The organism is Umezawaea tangerina (genome assembly GCF_003002815.1).
Classification (GTDB): Bacteria; Actinomycetota; Actinomycetes; order Mycobacteriales; family Pseudonocardiaceae; genus Umezawaea; species Umezawaea tangerina.
Map to the genome: position 1 here is coordinate 441,838 of NZ_PVTF01000001.1, position 19,649 is coordinate 461,486.

Annotated in this window: 22 protein-coding genes and 1 tRNA gene; 10 read left to right on the plus strand and 13 right to left on the minus strand. The window is 70.5% G+C overall.

The annotated features are described in order from the left end of the window. Positions 1–9 precede the first annotated feature (9 nt). Entirely contained in the window at positions 10–1,434 is a 1,425-nt protein-coding gene (locus CLV43_RS02080) for a helix-turn-helix domain-containing protein (protein WP_170155668.1), read from the plus strand. Position 1,435: 1 nt separating this feature from the next. Here the strand turns inward: CLV43_RS02080 and CLV43_RS02085 are convergent, their stop codons facing one another. Then, positions 1,436–2,524 carry an alpha/beta hydrolase gene (locus CLV43_RS02085; protein ID WP_106185222.1) on the minus strand — a complete coding sequence of 363 codons (1,089 nt, stop codon included), beginning with the start codon at positions 2,522–2,524 and terminating at the stop codon, positions 1,436–1,438. Positions 2,525–2,636: 112 nt separating this feature from the next. Between CLV43_RS02085 and CLV43_RS02090 the strand changes: the two genes are divergently transcribed. The 3 genes from CLV43_RS02090 to CLV43_RS02100 all read left to right on the plus strand — a co-directional run bounded on the left by CLV43_RS02090 (position 2,637) and on the right by CLV43_RS02100 (position 4,242). Further along, a complete protein-coding gene (locus tag CLV43_RS02090; protein WP_106185223.1) occupies positions 2,637–3,197 on the plus strand; it encodes an NADPH-dependent FMN reductase in 561 nt (186 codons plus the stop codon). A gap of 129 nt (positions 3,198–3,326) precedes the next feature. Continuing rightward, on the plus strand, positions 3,327–3,749 hold the full coding sequence (locus tag CLV43_RS02095; protein WP_106185224.1) for an organic hydroperoxide resistance protein: 423 nt from the start codon (positions 3,327–3,329) through the stop codon (positions 3,747–3,749). Between the two features lie 16 nt (positions 3,750–3,765). Then, the gene (locus CLV43_RS02100; protein WP_106185225.1) at positions 3,766–4,242 is read left to right on the plus strand and encodes a Dps family protein; all 477 of its coding nucleotides are present in this window, start codon (positions 3,766–3,768) and stop codon (positions 4,240–4,242) included. 45 nt (positions 4,243–4,287) lie between these two features. Here the strand turns inward: CLV43_RS02100 and CLV43_RS02105 are convergent, their stop codons facing one another. The 4 genes from CLV43_RS02105 to CLV43_RS50410 are packed head-to-tail and all read right to left on the minus strand — an operon-like array spanning position 4,288 to position 7,441. Further along, on the minus strand, positions 4,288–6,120 hold the full coding sequence (locus CLV43_RS02105) for a S9 family peptidase (protein ID WP_245886069.1): 1,833 nt from the start codon (positions 6,118–6,120) through the stop codon (positions 4,288–4,290). After that, on the minus strand, positions 6,117–6,926 hold the full coding sequence (locus CLV43_RS02110) for a class I SAM-dependent methyltransferase (protein WP_106185226.1): 810 nt from the start codon (positions 6,924–6,926) through the stop codon (positions 6,117–6,119). The genes CLV43_RS02105 and CLV43_RS02110 overlap by 4 nt, the downstream gene beginning before the upstream one ends. Before the next feature lie 37 nt (positions 6,927–6,963). Then, positions 6,964–7,182: a hypothetical protein gene (locus CLV43_RS02115; RefSeq protein ID WP_146174615.1), complete on the minus strand. Its 219-nt coding sequence runs from the start codon at positions 7,180–7,182 to the stop codon at positions 6,964–6,966. Then, the gene (locus CLV43_RS50410) at positions 7,121–7,441 is read right to left on the minus strand and encodes a TetR/AcrR family transcriptional regulator C-terminal domain-containing protein (protein ID WP_106185228.1); all 321 of its coding nucleotides are present in this window, start codon (positions 7,439–7,441) and stop codon (positions 7,121–7,123) included. The genes CLV43_RS02115 and CLV43_RS50410 overlap by 62 nt, the downstream gene beginning before the upstream one ends. Between CLV43_RS50410 and CLV43_RS02125 the strand changes: the two genes are divergently transcribed. After that, positions 7,413–7,694 (plus strand): alpha/beta fold hydrolase, encoded by a 282-nt coding sequence (locus tag CLV43_RS02125; protein WP_106185229.1) that lies wholly within the window; start codon positions 7,413–7,415, stop codon positions 7,692–7,694. The genes CLV43_RS50410 and CLV43_RS02125 overlap by 29 nt on opposite strands. On the opposite strand, the gene CLV43_RS02130 is transcribed toward CLV43_RS02125, so the two are convergent. Next, a complete protein-coding gene (locus tag CLV43_RS02130; RefSeq protein WP_106185230.1) occupies positions 7,691–8,626 on the minus strand; it encodes a glycoside hydrolase family 16 protein in 936 nt (311 codons plus the stop codon). The two genes, CLV43_RS02125 and CLV43_RS02130, sit on opposite strands and share 4 nt — an antisense overlap. A gap of 97 nt (positions 8,627–8,723) precedes the next feature. Beyond that, on the minus strand, positions 8,724–8,993 hold the full coding sequence (locus tag CLV43_RS02135) for a hypothetical protein (RefSeq protein WP_146174616.1): 270 nt from the start codon (positions 8,991–8,993) through the stop codon (positions 8,724–8,726). A 468-nt stretch (positions 8,994–9,461) separates the two neighbouring features. On the opposite strand from CLV43_RS02135, the gene CLV43_RS47575 reads away from it, so the two are divergent. Together CLV43_RS47575 and CLV43_RS02140 are read left to right on the plus strand one after the other, a co-directional pair. After that, positions 9,462–9,623 (plus strand): hypothetical protein, encoded by a 162-nt coding sequence (locus tag CLV43_RS47575; protein WP_170155669.1) that lies wholly within the window; start codon positions 9,462–9,464, stop codon positions 9,621–9,623. Positions 9,624–9,625: 2 nt separating this feature from the next. Next, the gene (locus tag CLV43_RS02140) at positions 9,626–10,096 is read left to right on the plus strand and encodes a hypothetical protein (RefSeq protein WP_146174617.1); all 471 of its coding nucleotides are present in this window, start codon (positions 9,626–9,628) and stop codon (positions 10,094–10,096) included. 24 nt (positions 10,097–10,120) lie between these two features. On the opposite strand, the gene CLV43_RS02145 is transcribed toward CLV43_RS02140, so the two are convergent. Beyond that, positions 10,121–10,660, minus strand: coding sequence for a P-loop nucleotide/nucleoside kinase family protein (locus CLV43_RS02145; RefSeq protein WP_106185233.1), 540 nt, complete (start codon positions 10,658–10,660; stop codon positions 10,121–10,123). Positions 10,661–10,722: 62 nt separating this feature from the next. Beyond that, positions 10,723–11,193, minus strand: a complete 471-nt coding sequence (locus tag CLV43_RS02150; RefSeq protein ID WP_106185234.1) for a GatB/YqeY domain-containing protein — start codon at positions 11,191–11,193, stop codon at positions 10,723–10,725. A gap of 65 nt (positions 11,194–11,258) precedes the next feature. Between CLV43_RS02150 and CLV43_RS02155 the strand changes: the two genes are divergently transcribed. Both CLV43_RS02155 and CLV43_RS02160 read left to right on the plus strand, forming a co-directional pair. Beyond that, positions 11,259–12,221: a metallophosphoesterase gene (locus CLV43_RS02155; protein WP_106185235.1), complete on the plus strand. Its 963-nt coding sequence runs from the start codon at positions 11,259–11,261 to the stop codon at positions 12,219–12,221. An 18-nt stretch (positions 12,222–12,239) separates the two neighbouring features. Further along, a tRNA-Pro gene (locus CLV43_RS02160) sits at positions 12,240–12,313 on the plus strand. Between the two features lie 1,854 nt (positions 12,314–14,167). Here the strand turns inward: CLV43_RS02160 and CLV43_RS02170 are convergent. Continuing rightward, positions 14,168–16,615, minus strand: coding sequence for a transglycosylase domain-containing protein (locus CLV43_RS02170; RefSeq protein WP_106185237.1), 2,448 nt, complete (start codon positions 16,613–16,615; stop codon positions 14,168–14,170). Between the two features lie 253 nt (positions 16,616–16,868). On the opposite strand from CLV43_RS02170, the gene CLV43_RS02175 reads away from it, so the two are divergent. Beyond that, the gene (locus CLV43_RS02175) at positions 16,869–17,159 is read left to right on the plus strand and encodes a WhiB family transcriptional regulator (protein ID WP_106185238.1); all 291 of its coding nucleotides are present in this window, start codon (positions 16,869–16,871) and stop codon (positions 17,157–17,159) included. Between the two features lie 12 nt (positions 17,160–17,171). Here the strand turns inward: CLV43_RS02175 and bagB are convergent, their stop codons facing one another. From bagB to CLV43_RS02190, 3 genes are read right to left on the minus strand one after another with little or no spacing between them, the layout of a single operon-like run. Continuing rightward, complete coding sequence (gene bagB, locus CLV43_RS02180) at positions 17,172–18,308, minus strand: ATPase BagB (RefSeq protein ID WP_106185239.1); 1,137 nt, start codon at positions 18,306–18,308, stop codon at positions 17,172–17,174. Continuing rightward, complete coding sequence (gene bagA, locus CLV43_RS02185; RefSeq protein WP_106185240.1) at positions 18,305–19,309, minus strand: ATPase BagA; 1,005 nt, start codon at positions 19,307–19,309, stop codon at positions 18,305–18,307. Before bagA ends, bagB begins: the two co-directional genes overlap by 4 nt. Positions 19,310–19,345: 36 nt before the next feature. Beyond that, complete coding sequence (locus CLV43_RS02190; protein ID WP_245886070.1) at positions 19,346–19,648, minus strand: hypothetical protein; 303 nt, start codon at positions 19,646–19,648, stop codon at positions 19,346–19,348. Position 19,649 lies beyond the last annotated feature (1 nt).

Sequence of the window (19,649 nt, forward strand, 5' to 3'; positions counted from 1 at the left end):
GTACGCGTCTTGGTCGAATCGGGTGGTGAGAAGGGTCCCGACTACCGGATTTTCGGAGATCAGCTCAAGGAGTGGATCCGCAACAAGGGGATCACGCAGACCCAGCTGGCCGTCGAACTGGGCACGTCGGGTGCCAGGGTGTCCAACTTCGTCCGCGGCAAGCAGCTCCCGAGACGCGGTGAGGTGCAGCGGGTGGACGAGCTGGTCGGCGCGGACGGCGACCTCGTGCGCCAGTACGACGCGCTGGTCGACAAGCCGGGGGAGGGCGTCCCGGACGCGGCCGAGGCGCGCGGCGCGCTGCGCGACTTCCTGCAGCGGGCCGAGGTCCGGCTGTCCACCTTCACCCGGTCCGCCTGCTACCTGCTCGGCGGCGCGGGGCTGGTGGTCCTCCTCCCCGTCCTGCTCAACAGCGTCCTGCCGGGGGTGGTCGGGGGCGTGGTGGCGGTCTGGTCCGTGCAGGGCGACGCCGCGGTGCTGCTGGGCGCGGGGATCGCGGTGGCGCTCGTCCTGCCGTTCTGGGGCTTCCTGCTGATCCTCGAGGACCTCACCGCGTTCTTCTTCACCGGCCACAGCTTCGGCGCCGAGCACGCGGTTCCGCACCACGAGGACGACGAGCCGTCCGTCGTCTTCAACCCGAGGTTCGCGCTCACCGGCCTGCGGGTGCCCGAGGGCGAGCTGACGCCTCGCATGTACGACGTGGTCGCGGGGCTCCACACCGAGCACGGCCGGGTCGTCATCCCGGACGACGACAGGTGGCGGCGGCGCTTCGACGAGCGGGTGCACCGCGTCTTCGACACGCCGCCCGCCCGGCGGATCCCGGCGGGCGCGGCCGGGGACGACCAGAGGCTGGGGTACGTCTTCCGGTTGTCGGCGAGCCTGCCCAGGACGCTGGAGTCCGAGGCGGCGAAGATGGAGCTGTCGCTGGCGAAGCACAACCTGACCGTGCGCGTCACCGTGCTGCGCTACCTGAAAGCGGTGCTGCTGACGGTCAGCGCCGGTGTCGCGGCACTGGTCGCGGGAGGGGCCGTCGCCGTCGTGGAGGAGCTGGCCCTGCCGCCCGAGGTGCTCGTCCACGTGCTGGCGGCGGTGTTCCTGGTCTGGGCGCCCGTCGCGGTCGGGGCCGTCACCGCGCCGCTGCGGTGGGTGCACCGGGCGAGCCCCGGTGGCGGCCACCTCGCGGAGGCCTACCGGGACTCCAGGCTCGTCCGGTTCGAGAGCGCGGTGGTCTTCCTGTGCCTGCTGTCCAGCGCCTCGATCCTGGCCGCCGTGTTCGCGGCGGCCATGCGGGCCGACGACCTGCCCCTGTTCCTGGTCTTCTTCGGCGGCTCCGCGTGCGCGTGGGCCTTCGCGTTGACCAGGTGGTGGCCCGGCAGGCTGGCCAGGACGCCCGCGGCGTTCGCCACGCTGCTCAAGGACGGCGCGAGCAGGCAGTAGGTCAGGCCGTCTCGGACAGGTCCTGGCGGGAGTTGGCGAGTGCCAGGCCGGTGCGCAGCGAGCCGACGGCCTCGGACACCGCCTCGCGGTAGATGCCGCCGAGGCCGAGGACGTTGGCGAAGCCGTGGAACAGGCCCTCGTGGCGGCGCAGCACGACCGGCACGCCCGCCGCGGCCAGCTTCTCCGCGAAGGCCTCGCCCTCGTCGCGCAACGGGTCGAAGCCCGCGACGGCGAGGTAGGTGGGCGGCAGGCCGCCGAGGTCGTCGGCGAGCAGCACGGACAGCCGCTCGTCGACCCACGACGCCTCCTCGGGCGCGTAGTGGTCGCGGAACCAGTCCATCTTGGCGTCGGTGAGGAAGAACCCGTTGCCGAACAGCTCGCGCGACCGGCGCTTGGACGAGGCGTCCACGGCGGGGTAGAGCAGCAGCAGGAACACCGGTTTCGGGCCACCGGCGCGGGCGGCGCGCAGCGCGGTCACGGCGGCCAGGTTGCCACCCGCGCTGTCCCCGCCCAGCGCGATGCGCGCCGGGTCGATCCGCAGGTCGGCGGCGTGCTCCACGGCCCACTCGAACGCGACCATCACGTCGTCCACGGCGGCCGGGAACGGGTGTTCGGGGGCGAGCCGGTAGTCGACGGCCAGCACCCGGACGCCCGCTTCGAGCGCGAGGAACCGGCACAGGTTGTCGTGGCTGTCCAGGTCGCCGCTGACCCAGCCGCCACCGTGGTAGAAGACCAGCAGCGCCGAGTCCGGGGCCAGGCCGACCGGCTCGTACACGCGGCCCGCGATCTCCCCGCCGTCGCGGGGGATGCGCACCGGGCGCACGCCGACGCCCTCGACGACCGGACCGCACACCAGCGCGCTGCTCTGCGCGAGCGCGGCCCGGTTGTGCGCGGGGGACGCGGTGTCCCAGTCCTGGCCGGCGAGCTGCTGGAGCCTGAGCAGGAGCTGCGCGTCGGGGTGCAGGCGCTGGCCGTCCAGCACGACCGGCTTGCCGGTGATGAGCCGCCGCACGGGGGCGGGGAGGCCGAACGCGAAGCGCAGCGCGCCCGCGAGGACACCGACGGGGAGTGAATCGGCGAGCTTCGACATGGACCAGAGGTTACTCGCCGGTAGCCGATGTGACGAGCATCCCGACCGGGTGGACCTCCAGTGCGCTGGAGGTCGTACGGTGCAGACCGGCACTGTGGAAGGAACTCGACGAATGACGGTCACCGTGGTGGGCATCGGCGGCTCGATCCGCCCCAACTCGCAGTCCGAGCGGGCGATGCGGATCGCGTTGGCGGGAGCACGGGAGGCCGGGGCGCACACCGTCGAGATCACCGGCCCCGACCTGGTCCTGCCGTTCTACGACCCGCAGGTGCCGGACCGGCCGGAGGCCGCCGCGCGGCTGGTCGAGGCGCTGCGCACCGCCGACGGCGTGGTGCTGGTGTCGCCCGGCTACCACGGCACGGTGTCCGGTCTGGTGAAGAACGCCCTGGACTACGTCGAGGACCTGCGCACCGACGAGCGCCCGTACCTCACCGACCGCGCCATCGGCTGCGTCGCCGCCGCCCAGGGTTGGCAGGCTTCCGTCACGACGCTGACCGCGCTGCGGTCCATCGTGCACGCGCTGCGCGGCTGGCCGACGCCGTTGGGCGCGGCGGTGAACTCGGGTGACGTGGCGTTCGACCTGGACGGCGGCTGCTCGGACCCCGCCGTGGCCGAGACCCTGCGGCTGATCGGCCGCCAGGTCGCCGAGTTCGCCCTCACGCGGACGGGTTGAGCCTCACGCCTTCGGGTACGCCTTGGGCGGGTGAGTTGCCCCACGACCGGGAGTCGAACAGTGTCGTGGCGTGGTTGTACGGAGTACAAAGCTCCGGACATCCACCTCCAGCTCAAGGGAGAGCGTCACATGAACGTGCTCTACACGGCCGAAGCGGTCGCCGTCGGTGAAGGTCGCAACGGCGAGATCCGCTCCTCGGACGGCGTGCTCGACGAGCTCGTCGCGATCCCCAAGGAGATGGGGGGTCCTGGTGGTGGCACGAACCCGGAGCAGCTGTTCGCCGCCGGTTACGCCGCGTGCTTCAACAGCGCGCTGCGGGCGTCCGCGCGCATCGCCAAGATCGAGATCGGCGTGACCGAGGTGACCGCGAAGGTCGGCATCGGCCGCGTCGACGACGTTCCCGGCATGCACCTGACCGTCGACCTCGTCGCCCGCGTCGAGGGTGTCGAGCAGGCCGTGGCGGACAAGCTCGTCCACGAGGCGCACCAGCTGTGCCCGTACTCCAACGCGACTCGCGGCAACATCGAGGTGGCCGTGACCGCCACCGTCTGAAGGAGGCGCTGAAGTCATGCCAGTCAAGTCCCCGATCAGTTCCCCGCTGGCCCAAGCGGAGAAGGACGCGGTCGGAGCGGTGCTCCAGAGCACCCTGGTCGACCTGGTCGACCTGTCCCTGATCGCGAAGCAGGCGCACTGGAACGTCGTCGGGAAGAACTTCCGCAGCGTGCACCTCCAGCTCGACGAGCTGGTGGACCTCGCCCGGACCTACACCGACGAGGTCGCCGAGCGCGCGAGCGCCATCGGCGTCTCGCCCAACGGCAAGGTGCGCACCGTCGCCGACGGGTCCGTCTTCGACTTCCCCGAGGGCTGGCAGGACGAGGACACCGTGATCGCCGCGGTCGTCACGACCCTGGCCAAGCTCGTCGAGCGGCTGCGGGAGCGGATCGAGTCGACCGACAAGTCGGACCTGGTCACCCAGGACCTGCTGATCGGGATCACCAAGCAGGTCGAGCAGGCGCACTGGATGTGGCAGGCCCAGCAGGCCTGACCGGGCGGCCGCCGCGGGATCCTCCCCGCGGCGGCCGATCCGGTGCTACTCGCCCAGGTGCCGCAACGCGAACGCGACCTCGGCCGCCGTCTGCTTCAGCGACTCGTCGATGACCAGCGACCCGTGACCCGCGTTCCAGCGGTACACCTCGTACACCGAGCCGTTCTCCGCCAACCGGTCCAGGTAGTTGTCGATCTGCCGGATCGGGCACCGAGGGTCGTTCTCGCCCGCCAGCACCAGCACGGGGGCGCGCACCGCGTCCACGTAGGTCAGCGGCGAGCACTCGCGGTACAGGTCGGGCAGCTCCTCCGGCGACCCGCCGAAAAGCGCCCGGTCGAACGCCCGCAGCGGCTCCATCTCGTCCTCGTAGGCGGCCAGGTAGTCGGCCACCGGGATCATCGACGTGCCGACGGCCCAGCGCTCCGGCTGCGTGCCCAGCGCCAGCAGGCTCAGGTAGCCGCCCCACGAAGCGCCGTTGACCACGCACTTGGCCGGGTTGGCGAAGCCCGACTCGACCGCCCAGTCGTGCACCGCGGCCACGTCGGCCAGCTCGGTGAGCCCCGGCCTGCCCTCGATGGCGTCCCGCCACGCCGAGCCGTACCCGGTGGAGCCGCGGTAGTTCACGTGCACGACCGCGAAGCCCGCGTCCAGCCACACCGCGCGGTAGCCGGAGAACCGGTCCTCGTCGGCCGACTGCGGACCGCCGTGCAGGCTGAACACCGTCGGCAGCGGCCCGTCCGGCGCACCGGCGGGCCGGGCGACGAGCGCGTGCACGCGGCCGCCGGGGCCGTCCACGAACACGTCCGCCACGTCCTGCGAGCCGGGTGCCTTCGCGCCCTCGGCCTCCAGCAGCACGCGTTCCGCGCCGTCCGCCGCCAGCGCGCGGATCACCGGCGGGTGCGCCGCGGACGACCAGGAGTACTCGACCGTCCCGTCCGGACGCACGGCCGCGGCCCCGATCGTCCCGTGTGGAGTGTCCAGTTGGGACAGTTCGCCGGTCATGAGGTGGTAGCGGTACAACGTGTTGCGCGCCTCGAACGTGTGCACGAGGAGCAGTGCGGTCGCGTCCGGGTACCAGTCCGCGACGATCTCGCCCGGCAGGTCGACCACGATCTCGGACTCGGTGTCCGCCTCGACGTCCCAGAGCAGCAGCTCCTCGCGGCCGCGGCGCTCGTGCAGCACCAGCACCCGGTTGTCGCCCACCACCGGGCTGAACGCGATCGTGCCGAGGCCCTTGCCCTCGCCGTCCCACTTCTCCGCGACCGCCGCGCCGGTCTCCACCGACAGGACCCGCAGCGCGGGGTGCCTGCTGTCGCCGTGCTCGGAGTGCGAGATCACCAGCAGCGTCTCGTCCTTGGACAGCGCGTCCAGCCCGCCGTCGTTCTCGTGCGAGTACACGACCTCCGCCGCGCCGCCCTTGCGCGACAGCCACACCGACGTGCCGTCGTCGGTGGACACGCCGACCGCGGTCACGTCCTCGCCGATCTCCAGGCCCGCCGAGTACCCCGCGGGCACGCCCTCGACGGCCGTCCACGCATCCCGGCCGTCCGCGGCGAACGGCTCGTTCACCCAGAGGCCGAACTCGTCGCCGTCGTGGTCGGCGAACCACCAGATCGACTCGCCGTCCGGGCTGATCCGGTAGTGCGACGTGCCGTTCGGCCGGTCGGTCACCTTGCGGTGGAAGTCGTCCGCGCGGTCCCAGGCGTAGACCTCCCACACCCCGTCCGCGTTGGACAGGTACAGGTTCCGGTCGGGCGCGTTCTCCGCCCAGGACGGGGCGGACATCCGCGGCGCCGTGAAGCGGGCGCGCCACCTCGCCTCGGTCTCGGGATCGGTGAACAGGGGGTTCGGCACCACGGCAGCGGGATGTGTCGTCACGCTCCCGATCCTGCCTCAACGGGTCGTCGCGCGGTCACCAGGTAGTAGTCGGCCAGCCCGCGCGCCACGACCTTGACCCAGTTGCGGTCCCAGTCGTTGCGCACCCCGCCCTGCTCGATCCACTTGTCCAGCCCCGGCCACACGTGCTCCCCGATGTTCTCGGCGGCCACGTCGACGAAGCCCGCGGTCCGCAGGTCGGCCAGCACGGCGCCGATCGGGTGCGCCAGGTCGAGGCCGTTCTCGAACGTCGCCAGCAGCCGCGCGATCTGCGGTTCCGTGCCCGTGCGGTTGGCGAAGAACGTGGTCACGGCCAGCCTGCCGCCCGGCGCGAGCACCCGGTGGGCCTCGCGGGCGAACCCGGCCACGTCCTCGAAGTGCTGCGCGGCCTCGACCGACAGCAGCCGGTCGAACGCCCGGTCGTCGAACGGCAGGTCCGAGGCCGACCCCTGCACGAACGCCAGCCGCTCGTCCCGGTGCGCCCCGGCGGCCCGTGCGACCTGCTCGGGCACCAGGTCGACGCCCTTGACCAGCGCGGGCCCGCGCCGCAGCATCGAGGCGGTGCCGTTCCCGCGCCCGCAGCCGATCTCCACGACCCGCTTCCCGGCCACGTCGAGCCCGTCCAGCAGCAGGTCGTAGAGCGCCTGCTGGCTGGCGATCCGCTGTTCCAGGGTGAGGTCGCCGTCGAGCGGGATCGCCCGCCAGTAGCCGAAGTTGATGAAGCCGCCGCCGAAGATCGGGATGCTGCTGAGATCACCGGTCCCGTAGATCCGCTTCCGCAGCTCGATCCGCGCCCGTTGATCAGTCATCACCCGATCGTGTCACCAGATCGGGTTGCCGGGGCGGTCAGTTCGTGCCGAGCGCGGCCTCCGTGCCGAGGACCAGCGCGCGCAGCCCGTGCTCGAAGACGTCCTCGCCCAGCAGGCCGCCGCCATCGCGGACGGCGACCACCAGCACGGCCTCCGGATCGCCGCCCAGCACCGCCACCAGCCCGGCCAGCCGCTCATCGGTCGGGGCGGCGGACTGGCCGGGCCCGCTCTGCTCCTGGAGCACGAACCCGTGCACGTACCGGGTGATCGTCGCGATCGTGCGCAGGGCGAGGATCAGGGGGGAAACCGCACCCGACCAGCGCGGTCAGCTCGTCGTTGAACGCCACGACCGTCGAGGGGCTCAACGCGCTCGCGGTGGCGACCACGCGGGCGCCGTCGCGGTGGGCGAGCAGCGACCGCCGGTAGGCGCGGGCCCGGCGGACCAGCCAGTCCTGCCACGTCTCGCCGTCCTCGGGCGGGCCCATCGTGGCGCCGACGACGATCGCGTCGGCCATCCCGTCGCTGGAGGCGCTCGACCGGCTCGGCGTCCGCACCGACGTCTACGCCCGCATCGGCGTGCGGACCGTCCTGCTCGGCGGCGACCGCAGCCCGGCCCGCCTGACGGCCTGGGTCGACGCGATCGCCCGCGTGATGCCCAACGCCGAACGCGTCGTCCTGCCCGGCATGGACCACGGAGCCGACCTCAAGCACCCCGAGGCGGTCGCGGGCGTGGTGGAGAGGCTCGCCGACGACGTGCTGGGCGGCTAGCCGCGGGGCCTGGTCGACACCGAGACGTAGTCCACGACCATCGGCTGGTCCGGCCGGGTCTCGGGTGTCGGCGTGTCCACCTTGGCCACGCCGTTGGGGAAGCCACCGCCGATGGCGACGTCGAGCAGCAGGAAGTACCCGGCGTGCGAGGTCATCTTCGCCCAGCTCGCGGCGTCGATCCGGTCCTGCCGGATCGTCGTGTACTGGTGGCCGTCGACGAACCACCGCAGCTCGTTGGGCGTGGTGCCGGCGTCCCACTCGAACCGGTAGGTGTGGAAGTCCGCCTGGCACGGCTGCCCTGGGCACGCCGTCGAGCCGCCGATGCCGTTGGACTCGTCGCACGGACCGCCCTGCGCCACCCCGCAGTGCAGCAGGCCCCACACCTGGTCGAGGCCGTTCACGTTCTCCATGAACTCGACCTCGCCGACACCCGGCCAGTTCCAGTAGTCGCCCCGGTAGGGCGAGCCCAGCGCCCAGAACGCCGACCAGTAGCCCAGTCCCGCCGGGCCGGTCGCGTCCGGCATCCGCACGCGCCCCTCGACGCGCAGGACGCCGCCCTCGGGTGCCTTGAAGTCGGCGCGCCTGGTCTCGATCCGGGCGGACGTCCACTTGCCCTCGTCGTCGCGCCTAGGCGTGATCCGCAGGTTCCCCCGCCCGTCGAGGGCGAGGTTCGCGGGGTCGGCGGTGTAGGTCTGGATCTCGCCGGTTCCCCAGTTCGGCGCGCCGCCCGGATACCCGGTGCCGGTGTCGACGAGCCAGTCGGCCGGGTTCGGCCCACCGCCCTCGTCACCGGTGAAGTCGTCGCGCCAGGCGAGCTGCCAGCCCTCGTCGCCGGCCTCGTGCGCGACCGGTCGCCCGTGCTCGGCGCACGCCGTCGTGCCCAGCAGCAGCAGGGCCACCGCGACCGCCTTGCCCATCCGGTCGCGTCCCATGCATGACCCCTCCGCCGCGGTACCTGCGCCGGACTCCGCGCCGCGGGGCCACCGGGGTGACCGCTCGGCACGACCGGTCCGGCCGCGCGCCAGGGGCCTACTGCTCGGAGTTCTCGAGCCGCTCGATCCTGTGGCGCCCGGACCGGTCGTCCAGCTCCTCGCTGAAGATCGTATCCATGGTGCGCGAGGCCCGTGCCAACGCGAACGCCGCCGCGGTGACCAACGAGCAGGCCGCGGCCGTGAGGAAGGCGAAGAACGGCGTGGTCAGCACACCGACCACGCAGGACAGCGTGACGATCGCCATGGTCGTCGTAGCGGTGGCCAACCACGTTTTCCGGGCATGGCCTACCGAGGAGATGATGCTCATGGGTTGCTCTCCCGACTGGACGTGGCGCCTGGTGCGAACGCCATGTCTCGTTGTCGCGAACGACCCCATTCTCGTTACGCTTAGTCAGACGAATGCGGAGTATTCACCCGATTGCGCGCGCATCGTGTCTTTTGGTGGTACGAATCTGTGTGTTGAGTCACGACCGAGCTTTACTCGCTTTAGCATCATCGCAGGTCAGAGGCGTGCAACATGCAGATGGCCGCTATATAGGTGAACGCCATTCCGGTTCTTTGCCCGGTCGGCTGGAATTTCTGGATTCAACTACTATTTGTGCAGCTCGCCGCCGCTGCGGACAGTGAGCGCAAGTGGGAGTTGGTCGGGGTCCGAGTTGCACGTTGACCCTGAAAAGTGCACGAACGAGTGAATGCGTTGACTCGGAGAAACGGCTTCGCCCGGTGAAAACGATCACTCGGATGGACACCGGCCGTAACCCATCCGAGGAAACCCATGAGCCAAGAACACCGCGACGCCGCACGCGCCGCGCGGACCCCTACAAGACCGGCCACGCCCGCGGGCGTCGACGACGAGGCGGTCCCGGACCGCGGTGCGGTCGTCGCGATCCACCCGGCACGGGCGACTACCGCCCCGCACGGCGAGGGCGCTGCCTGATCATGCGATGGAGCACCGCCCGTCCACCCCGGACCGGCAAGCAGGCCGTGGATCCCCGGCGCGGCGCGAAGGGCGCGGTCCGCGGGGTCGCCATCCGCGCGCTGTGCGTCCTCGCCGTGGTCGTCGCCTGGATCGGCGGGGTGTCCTACGCCGCGGCGGCCGTCGCCGTCGAGGACACCCCCGTGGCCGCGTCCCCGATCGGGACCCTAGCCCGCACCCGCGCCGACTGTCGGGTGCTCGGCGTCGACCAGGCCGGGCAGGCCACCAGGTTCCGCGCCGTCAACCTGTCCGACCGCGCGCTGCGCTGCGTCCTCGACGGCATGCTGGCGCCCGAGTACCTGTCCGGCGACATCGCCGGGACCTGGCCGCTGGACGGCCGCAAGCGGGCCCACTGGGACCGCGTCACCGCCGAGTGGTTCCGCAACCCCGACCCGGCCGTCGGACTCGACGTCACCATCCGCGTCGAGCCCTAGGGCGGTCCTTCCCCTGCAACGTGATCACTTGCTCAGGGGGTGCCCACTCGCCGTGGTCTTGCCCAGCGCCGCCAGCACCTCGTCGGCCAGCTCGGCCGGTCCGAGCAGGTCCGAGCGCAGCACGAGCGTCCCGGCGGGCTGGCGGGACGCGGCGGCCGCGTCCATGCGCTTGAGAGCCCAGTCGTTGGCCTGACCGGGAACGGGGGCGCGGGCGTTGAGCCGCCGCACCAGCACGTCGGTGTCCGCGTCCAGGAAGACGTGCAGGACGTCCTCGCCCGCGTCGGCCAGGCCGCCGAGGATCTCGGTCCGGTAGGCGTCGCGGACGAGCGACATCGGCACGACGAGCGTGTCCGCGTGGTGCCTGCGCAGCGCCAGCGCCGTGGCGACGACCAGCTCCCGCCAGCTCGGCAGGTCCTGGAAGTCGTCGTTGGGCGGCAGCCACTTCCACAGCAGGATGCCGACGTCCTCCGGGTCGTACACGACCGCGTCGGGGAGCCGCCGGTGCAGCTCGGCCGCCAGCGTCGTCTTGCCCGCCCCGAACCCGCCGTTGAGCCAGATGATCACCGGCCCACGGTATCCGGGCGCGCGGTGCCCCGACCCGCCACGGGGTCGGGACACCGCGGGGCTCACCCGGCGAGCTTGGCCTTCACGGCACCGGCCACCCGGCCGCCCTCGGCCCGTCCCGCCACCTTCGCGTTGACGGCCTTCATGACCTGGCCCATCTGCCGCTGACCCGGCTGCTCGCCCAGCTGCTCGGCCACCTCCGCGACGGCCGCGTCCACCAGCGCCACCAGCTCGTCGTCGCCCAGCTGCGCGGGCAGGTAGTCCTCGAGGATCGTCCCCTCGGTCTTCTCCAGCTCCGCCTGCTCCGCGCGCCCGGCGCCCGCGAACGCCTCGGCGGCCTCCTTGCGCTTCTTGACCTCGCGCGTCAGCACCTTGAGGACGTCGTCGTCGGAGAGCTCGCGCGCGACCTTGCCCGCGACCTCCTCGTTGGTGATCGCGCTCAACGCCATCCGCAGGGCTCCGACCTTGACGGTCTCCCGGCCCTTGATCGCGGCAGTGAGGTCGTTCTGCAACCGTGTCTTCAGCTCCGCCATGGGGCCGAACGGTACCGGGAACAGCGGATTACTCCTCATCCGTTATCCGCCGTAGGCTCGTTGGTGTGAACAAGTTCGGCCGCGCCCTGCTCGCCACGACCGCCGTCGGGACCGCCACGCTCGCCTACTCGGTGGGCTTCGAGAGACGCCATTGGACGTTGCGGCAGGCCACCGTGCCGGTGCTCGCACCCGGCTCCCGGCCGTTGCGCGTGCTGCACATCTCGGACCTGCACATGACGCCGAACCAGAAGTCCAAGCAGCGCTGGGTCGCCGCGCTGGACGAGCTGGAACCGGACCTGGTGGTGAACACCGGCGACAACCTCGCGCACAAGCAGGCCGTGCCCGGTGTGGTGCGCGCCCTCGGCCCGCTGCTGAACCGGCCGGGCGTGTTCGTGTTCGGCAGCAACGACTACTACGCGCCGCGGCCCAAGAACCCGGTGCGGTACCTGCTGCCGTCGGCGAAGACCAAGCGCGTGCACGGCATCAACCTGCCCTGGCGCGACCTCAGGGCCGCGATGGTGGAGCGCGGGTGGATCGACCTCACCCACGTGCGCCGGACGTTCGAGGTGGCCGGTCAGACGGTGTTCGCGGCGGGCCTGGACGACCCGCACCTCAAGCGCGACCGCTATGAGGACATCGCGGGCACCCCCGACCCCGACGCGGCGCTCCGGCTCGGCGTCACGCACTCACCCGAACCCCGCGTCCTGGACCCGTTCGCCGCCGACGGCTACGACTTCGTCATGGCGGGCCACACGCACGGCGGCCAGCTCCGCGTCCCCGGCTACGGCGCCCTCGTCACCAACTGCGACCTCGACCGCTCCCGCGCCCGCGGCGTCTCCCGCTGGGGCTCGCACATGTGGCTCAACGTCTCCGCCGGCCTCGGCACCTCCCCCTACGCCCCCGTCCGCTTCGCCTGCCCTCCCGAAGCCAGCCTCCTCACCCTCGTGGCCCGCACCGTCGACGCAGGTCAGAGCCCATCCGAAGCCGTTAGGGGTACCCGATTCGGAGTGGGCGGCAACATCCGGTAGAGTTCCAATCGTTCCAACCGGGGTGTGGCGCAGTTTGGTAGCGTGCTTCGTTCGGGACGAAGAGGTCGCAGGTTCAAATCCTGTCACCCCGACGGTTGAATACACAGGCCAGGAACCTTTCACGGGTTCCTGGCCTGTTTTCGTGTCGTCTACTTGCGGTCCGGAGACCGAGGGGCGCGCGATGGAGGTCAACGACGTGATCCTTGCCGGTGACCGGTACGAGCTGTCGTACGAGCTTCCCGCCGACTAGTCCACAGTGGCCTTCGCTGCTCTAGCGGACCTTGTGAGGACTTTCTCTACTTGTTCAAGGCGGCCCCTGCGGGGCCGCTCGGCCGCACTCTGCTGATCCTGTCCGACAGGGTCTTCACGGCCCCATCCTTGTGCCGCTCGGGCAAGCGGGCGGGGCCCGCCCTGGCGGGCACCACCCACGCCCGGCGACGGGAGCAGGGCCTAACCCAGCCGGACACGACAGCGGCCGATCAGCCCCACAGGGTCCGCAGACGGAGAAGGACATGTCCTCGCCGGACGGCAGGTCTCCGAGATGGTCGAAGCCATCGACAGCTCGCGTTCGGCAGTGGGACCGGGGATCGCGCCATCTCGTCGACCTCCACGAGGGCAACCACACGCGTCAAGGGGGCAGCCCCAGCGTCCGTGTCCAGTATAGGTGGATGAGCCCCCTTGACCCGCGCGGTTGGGGCGGGGCCAGGTCGACGAGATGGCGCGAAACCCCTCGTTGAGGTAAAGCGTCCCGCACGAGTCAGACCTAAAGGGACTTTAGGGAGCTAGATAACCTTCGCGCCAACCGGGCCGCCTGGTGCGACCAGCGGTCAGCGGAGTTCGGCAGAGCCGATCTGCCTCGCCGATCGCTCCTTCACTTTGCGCCCTCGACCTGCTTAAGCTGCAAATGCACGCCGAAGACATAGCAACGGGCGACCTACCGTTAGGCAAGGTCGCCCGTCGCAACTAAGCCGTCTGGTAGCACAGACAGCTTTCGTTCAGCCAAACCGGGTCTCCGGTAGGCAGTCTGTCTCCTCGTAGCACGGCCCATCGTGATCGACTCGCTTAGCCAACCTTGCGATCACGAACAAATTTCCGCCTAGAAGGAGCCAGCATCAGTGACGATAGGTCCCCTCACCCACCGTCCACCATCCCCAAACCGTGCCTCTCTCGATGAGAGGTCGCCGTCGAGCGCCGAAAAGCACTGCTACGGTCGAAGGCTGACTAGCTCGGCAGATCTGCTTGGCAGGTCGGACTTGCTCAAGCTTCACACGGGGCGCACCCTGACCTGGGCTTACGTGAACAGCGAGGTCCGGTGATGTCTCCGTGGATCTGGTTCTTCAGCGCTTACGCGATCTTCACTCTTACAGTAGCCGGCTATGCCGCACGCGCTGCGGTCTCGTACACAGACGCCAGCCAGCGTGCTGACGCCTATAAGGTGCTCAAGCTCATCTGGGGTATGGGGACCGGCACAGGGGGTCTCATCGGACTCGTCATCAAAGCACACGAATCCGGGCTGCTGTAGAACATCCCTATTGCACGCGGGACGTGTCGTTGGCTTGCCAGCAGCAGTCGGCAAGCCTGGCATCGTGTCTTGATCAAGCCTGCCTCGGTCAACTGCGGCAGGGTTGCCACGCCAGCAGCATCAGCAGTCAGTAGGAAGTCAGCAAACCGGTCGGCATCAGGCGTTACAGGAACCATCTGGCCGACACAAAATGCGACGCCAGAGGCACTCGCCAACACGGCCCGACAGCAAGCAGCAACGTTCGGGACGAAGAGGTCGCAGGTTCAAATCCTGTCACCCCGACCAGGTTAGAGCAGGTCAGAGCCGGTCTCCGCAGTACGGGAGACCGGCTCTTTCCGTTTGTTCAGGGGTATTCGGCGAACCTCCGTGCAAAGCAAGGCCCCCGACGCGAACCGCGTGTCGGGGGCCTTGTGAGCGGGGGCGGTCAGCCGCCGGGTTCGGTCGGGATGGTGATGCCGCCGGGTGGTGGTTCCTGGCCAGGTGGGGGGTTGGGGGCGGGGGGTGGTTCGGTGGCCGGTGGGGCCTCGCTGGTCTGCGGGGGCGGGACGTAGCCGGAGCTGACGAAGAGCGTGATCATGGTGCCGCGCAGGGCGTTGCCGCGCGGGGTCTGGCTGACCACGGTGCCCTTCGACTCCGACGAGTTGCGGTCCTGGGTGCTGACCTTGTAGCCGGCCTTCTCCAGGGTCGAGGTGGCGTCGTTGACGTTGCGCCCGACGACGTCCGGGATGCGGATCTCGTCGCCGCCCTTGACGTAGCGCTGGTCGGTCGGCGGCAGCGGCTTGGGCGGGGAGTCGCCCAGGACGCGGGTCATGGTGTCGAAGAACGTGCGGGCGGGCACGGTGCCGCCGAAGATGTTGCCCTCCGGGCACAGGCGCGGTTTGCCGCCGACGCAGATGCCGCGCGGCTCGATGCCGTCGTTGAACGTCTGCACCGAGGCCGCGTAGTCGAGGGTCGCGCCGACGAAGGCGGCGGACTTGAAGTCCTCCGTGGTGCCGGTCTTGGCGAGCATCGGGCGGGTCCACTTGAACTGGTTGGCGGCCGCCGCCGCGGTGCCGCCGCCCTGGTCGTCCTTGCTCATGCCGGTCGCCAGGGTGTTCGCCAGCGGTTCGGCGACGACCTGCTCGCACGGCTGCTCGTTGACCGGGACCGGCTTGCCGTTGCGGTCGAGGACCTCCTGCAACGGGGTCGGCGGGCACCACTTGCCGCCGCTGATGAGGGTCGCGGCGACGTTCGCGAGCTCCAGCGTGCTCACCGGCGCCGGGCCGAGGGTGAAGGAGGCGTTGCCGCCGTTGGACTTGTAGAACTCCGTCTGCGAGATCCGCAGCTCCTGCTGCTTCTCCTTGGAGTCCGGCCGGACGCCCGCGATGTTCGTCGCCATCGTCTCGCGCATGCCCAGCCGCGACGCCATGTCGACGACCGGGTCCATGCCCAGCTGCTCCTCGAGGATGACGAAACCGGTGTTCGGCGACGTCTGCAACGCGGTCTGCAGCGTCATCGACGCCGGGTAGGTCGTCGACGCGTTCTTCAGGCAGTACCAGCGGGTGTCCGGCTCACCGGTGGGCGGGCACTTGTCGCCGCCGCCCTTGAACACCTTCGACGTGTAGGAGGCGGGGGTGGCCATCGTGTTCTCGATGCCCATGCCCTTCTCCAACGCCGCCGCCGCCGTGAAGATCTTGTAGATCGAGCCCGCGCCGAACTTGTTCTCCACACCGCTGGGCAGGTCGAACTGGGTCTGGTTCGCCTCGGCCTTGAGGCCGTAGTCGCGGTTCGCGACCAGCGCGACCACCTCGTGCCGCTCCGAGCCCGGCCGGACGATCGCCATGGCGTTGGCGATGCCGTCGGTGTCCTTGGCGACCTGCGCCTCGGCGGCCTGCTTGGCCTGCTCGGTGATACCGCGGTCCAAAGTGGTCTTGATGGTGTAGCCGCCGGTCTTGAGCTGCTCCTCGCTGAACCCGTTCTTCTCCAGGTAGTTGATCACGTAGGAGCAGAAGAACCCGTTCTCCGGGCCCGCGCCGACGCAGCCGTTGGGCGGGGTGCGCACCGGGGTCGCCAGACCGAGCGGTTCCTTCTTGGCGACCTCGGCGGCGTCGCGGGACAGCTTGTCGTTCTCGACCATCTTGTCGATGACCTTGTTGCGCCGCTCCATCGCCTTGTCCGGGAAGACCTCCGGGTCCAGCGCGGACGGGCTGTTGACCATGCCGGCGAGCACGGCGGCCTGCGGGACGGTCAGCTTGTCCGGCGTCGTGTTGAAGTACGCCTGCGACGCCGCCGCGATGCCGTAGATGGTCGAGCCGAACGGCACCACGTTGAGGTAGCGGGCCAGGATCTCGTCCTTGCCGAGCTTGCGCTCCAGCTGGATGGAGATCCGCGCCTCGCGCGCCTTGCGCGCGATCGTCTGCTCCTGCGCCTTCTGCTGCTCCACCTTGTTGTTGCGCGCCACGACGTGGACGAGGTAGTTCTTCACGTACTGCTGGGTCAGCGTCGAGGCGCCCTGCGACACGCTGCCGCCGACCTGGTTGGTCACCGCCGCGCGCAGCGTGCCCTTCCAGTCCACGCCCTGGTGCTCGTAGAACCGCCGGTCCTCGACGGAGACCAGGGCGGCCTTCATCGTCGGGGATATCTTGTCCGGCGGTGTGAGCACCCGGTACTGGTCGTAGAGGTACGCGATGGGCGCACCGTCCTTGTCCGTCACCGTGGTGATCAGCGGTGGGTCGGTGGTGACCAGGTCCGCGGAAATGCTGTCGACCGTGTCGCTGGCTCGGTTGGACACGACACCGAGCGAGCCGACGGCTGGGAACAGCGTGCCGGCCAGTAGTACGCCGGCAAGCAGACACAGGCCGAGCAGCTTCAGCAGGCCGTTCCTGACTCGCACGCGGGCCAGCGTACGCGGCACCTGAACGGGTGAGAGTGACCCGCAACACTGATTACAGAGGATGAGTAGACGTACTCAAGACAGATAACAGGTGCGCAACCCAGGGTTGGACGTGGAACCGGAAGCACCTAGAGTTCGTCAACGTCCAAGTAAGGCGCCAACGGCTCGGCCACTCCGGTGGTGAGCCTACGGCATCCGCGGCAGGGGTGTGGCGGATTTCGGAGTTTGGACAGCTCAAACGAGGTGGGGGATCATGGACCAGGGGGATTGGCGAATCAATGCGTCGTGCCGGGAGGAAGAGCCGGACCAGCTCTTCGTTCGTGGTGCGGAGCAGCGGAAAGCGAAATTGGTGTGCCTCGGCTGCCCGGTCAGGACCGAATGCCTGGCCGAGGCCCTGGACAACCGGATCGAGTTCGGCGTCTGGGGTGGCATGACGGAGCGTGAGCGGCGGGCGCTGCTGCGGCGGAGGCCGGACGTCACGTCCTGGCACGAGCTGCTCGACACCGCGCGCCAGGAGCACCACGTGGACGTGCGGGTGGGCTGAGGCCCACCAGGGTCACTCGCCGGCGAGCCTGCGCCCGATCTCGTGCAGACCGTCCAGGTCGTGCACGTCGGTCGGCAGCGCGGGCACGCCCACCAGGGCCACGCCGGGGTGGGCCCGCGTGAACCTCGCGATCAGGCGCTTCTCCCGATCGGCGACGGCCACGCGGTCCGCGTGCAGGCGGAGGACGGCCGCCGCGAGGGGCGCGTCACCGGCGCGTTCCAGGCCGTCCGCCGCCGCGTGCGCCTTGGTGGCGGACAGCGAGGCGAGCACGGGGTGCGTCCGGTTGGCGACGAGGCCGATCAGGGGCATGTTCTCCGCGCTGAGCCGCTCCACGAAGTAGCTGGCCTCGCGCAGCGCGTCCGGTTCGGCCGCCGCGATGACGAGGAAGCCCGTGCCCGGTGACCGGAGCAGCTCGTAGGTCTTCTGCGCGCGCTGCCGGAAGCCGCCGAACATGCTGTCGAACGCCTGCACGAACGTCGAGGCGTCCTGCAGCAGCTGCCCGCCGACGATCGTCGACACGGCCTTGGTGAACAGGCCGAAGCCCGCGCCGACGATCTTGCGGATGCCCCGCCCGCCCGCGCGCGCGGGTGCGGACAGCATCCGGATCAGCCTGCCGTCCAGCACGGTCGACAGGCGCTGCGGCGCGTCCAGGAAGTCCAGCGCGGACCGGCTCGGCGGGGTGTCCACGACGATCAGGTCCCACCCGCCGTCGGCCACGAGCTGGCCCAGCTTCTCCATCGCCATGTACTCCTGCGTGCCGGAGAACGACGTGGAGATCGTCTGGTAGAAGGGGTTCGCCAGGATCTGCTCGGCCCGGTCGCGGCCCGCGTGCGCCAGCACCATGTCGTCGAACGTGCGGCGCATGTCCAGCATCATCGCGTGCAGCTCGCCCTTGGGCTCGAAGCCCTCGGTCTTCACCTCGCGCGGGCTGTTGTCCAGTTCCCGCAGGCCCAGCGACTGCGCGAGCCGCCGCGCCGGGTCGATGGTCAGCACGACCGTGCGCCTGCCGCGTTCGGCCGCCCGCACGGCGATCGCCGCGGCCGTCGTCGTCTTGCCCACGCCGCCGGACCCGCAGCACACGAGGACCCGCGTCTCCGGGTCGTCGATCAGCGCGTCCACGTCGAGCAGAGGTGGCCTGGTCCCGGTCATCGCACGCCCCGCTCCACCAGCAGCTCGGCCAGTTCGTACAGCGCGGCCACGTCCACGCCGTCGGTGAGCTCGGGGAGCTCCACCGTCGGCAGGTCCGACTCCGCGAGCTTCTCCTTGGCGCCCTGTTCCATCCTGACCCTGATGGCGTGCTCCACGGTCTCCTCGACCAGGCCGTCGATCGTCTCGACGTCCAGGTCAAGCCCGGCGCTCTCCAACCCCGAGCGCACCCGCGAGGCGTCCACCCGGCCACCGGCGGCGGCGACCACCGACCGCGCGGGCAGCCGCGGCGGCCGCACCCGGTTGACCAGCACCGCACCGGGCCGCAGGTCGGCGCCGTCCAGCTCGGCGACCGCGTCCAGCGTCTCCCGGACCGGCATCTCCTCCAGCAGCGTGACCAGGTGCACCGCGGTGTCCCCGGAGTGCAGCAGCTTCACCACGCCGTCGCTCTGCCCCTTGATCGGACCGACCTTCGCCAGGTCCGCCATCGCCTTCGTGACGTCGAGGAACTGCACCACGCGGCCGGTCGGCGGGGCGTCCAGCACCACGGCGTCGTACTCGTGCCGCCCGGACGGCCCGGTGCGCCGCACGCACTCCTTGACCTTCCCGGTCAGCAGCACGTCCCGCAGCCCCGGCGCCAGCGTCGTCGCGAACTCGATCGCGCCCATCTTGCGCAGCGTGCGGCCCGCGAAACCCAGGTTGTAGAACATGTCCAGGTACTCCAGCAGCGCCGCCTCCGGGTCCACGGCCAGCGCGCGCACCTCGCCCCCGCCGGGCGCCGACGCGATCCGCTCCTCGGAGTAGGGCAGCGGGGCCCGGTCGAAGAGCTGGGCGATGCCCTGGCGACCCTCGACCTCCACCAGCAGCACCCGCCGACCACCGGTCGCCAGCGCCAGGGCCAGCGCCGCGGCCGCCGTCGTCTTGCCGGTACCGCCCTTGCCCGTGACCACGTGCAGCCGGGCTCGGGTCAGTTCCTGGGTCCATCCAGTCGCGGGGGAAGCCACCTGGTCAGCCTAAGCGCGCTCGCCCCAACGCGTTGGTCAGTCCATCATCGTGATGAAGAACACCGCCATCGCCGTGGCCGCCACGACACCCCACGTCACCACGGACGGCAGCCAGAAGGCGATCGCGGTCGAGACCACGGCCACGACGGCCAGCCCGATCACCCCCGCGCGGACCACCTCGGCGTGGCTCGTGCCCCGCCGGTCGCGCACCTGCGCCATGGCGACCAGGACCATCACCAGCCCGCCCAGGATGAACAGACCGGTGGCCACCGCGCGCCACGTCTCCATGTGATCAAGGTAGCGGCGGGTGACCGTCGCGGGCAGGGTCTTCACCCGCACG

Bases quoted from the DNA above. Each gene is read 5' to 3' on its own strand.
- CLV43_RS02085 (WP_106185222.1), bottom strand. From the start codon at position 2,524: ATGTCGAAGCTCGCCGATTCACTCCCCGTCGGTGTCCTCGCGGGCGCG.
- CLV43_RS02090 (WP_106185223.1), top strand. From the start codon at position 2,637: ATGACGGTCACCGTGGTGGGCATCGGCGGCTCGATCCGCCCCAACTCG.
- CLV43_RS02095 (WP_106185224.1), top strand. From the start codon at position 3,327: ATGAACGTGCTCTACACGGCCGAAGCGGTCGCCGTCGGTGAAGGTCGC.
- CLV43_RS02100 (WP_106185225.1), top strand. From the start codon at position 3,766: ATGCCAGTCAAGTCCCCGATCAGTTCCCCGCTGGCCCAAGCGGAGAAG.
- CLV43_RS02110 (WP_106185226.1), bottom strand. From the start codon at position 6,926: ATGACTGATCAACGGGCGCGGATCGAGCTGCGGAAGCGGATCTACGGG.
- CLV43_RS50410 (WP_106185228.1), bottom strand. From the start codon at position 7,441: ATGGCCGACGCGATCGTCGTCGGCGCCACGATGGGCCCGCCCGAGGAC.
- CLV43_RS02130 (WP_106185230.1), bottom strand. From the start codon at position 8,626: ATGGGACGCGACCGGATGGGCAAGGCGGTCGCGGTGGCCCTGCTGCTG.
- CLV43_RS02135 (WP_146174616.1), bottom strand. From the start codon at position 8,993: ATGAGCATCATCTCCTCGGTAGGCCATGCCCGGAAAACGTGGTTGGCC.
- CLV43_RS47575 (WP_170155669.1), top strand. From the start codon at position 9,462: ATGAGCCAAGAACACCGCGACGCCGCACGCGCCGCGCGGACCCCTACA.
- CLV43_RS02140 (WP_146174617.1), top strand. From the start codon at position 9,626: ATGCGATGGAGCACCGCCCGTCCACCCCGGACCGGCAAGCAGGCCGTG.
- CLV43_RS02150 (WP_106185234.1), bottom strand. From the start codon at position 11,193: ATGGCGGAGCTGAAGACACGGTTGCAGAACGACCTCACTGCCGCGATC.
- CLV43_RS02175 (WP_106185238.1), top strand. From the start codon at position 16,869: ATGGACCAGGGGGATTGGCGAATCAATGCGTCGTGCCGGGAGGAAGAG.
- bagB (WP_106185239.1), bottom strand. From the start codon at position 18,308: ATGACCGGGACCAGGCCACCTCTGCTCGACGTGGACGCGCTGATCGAC.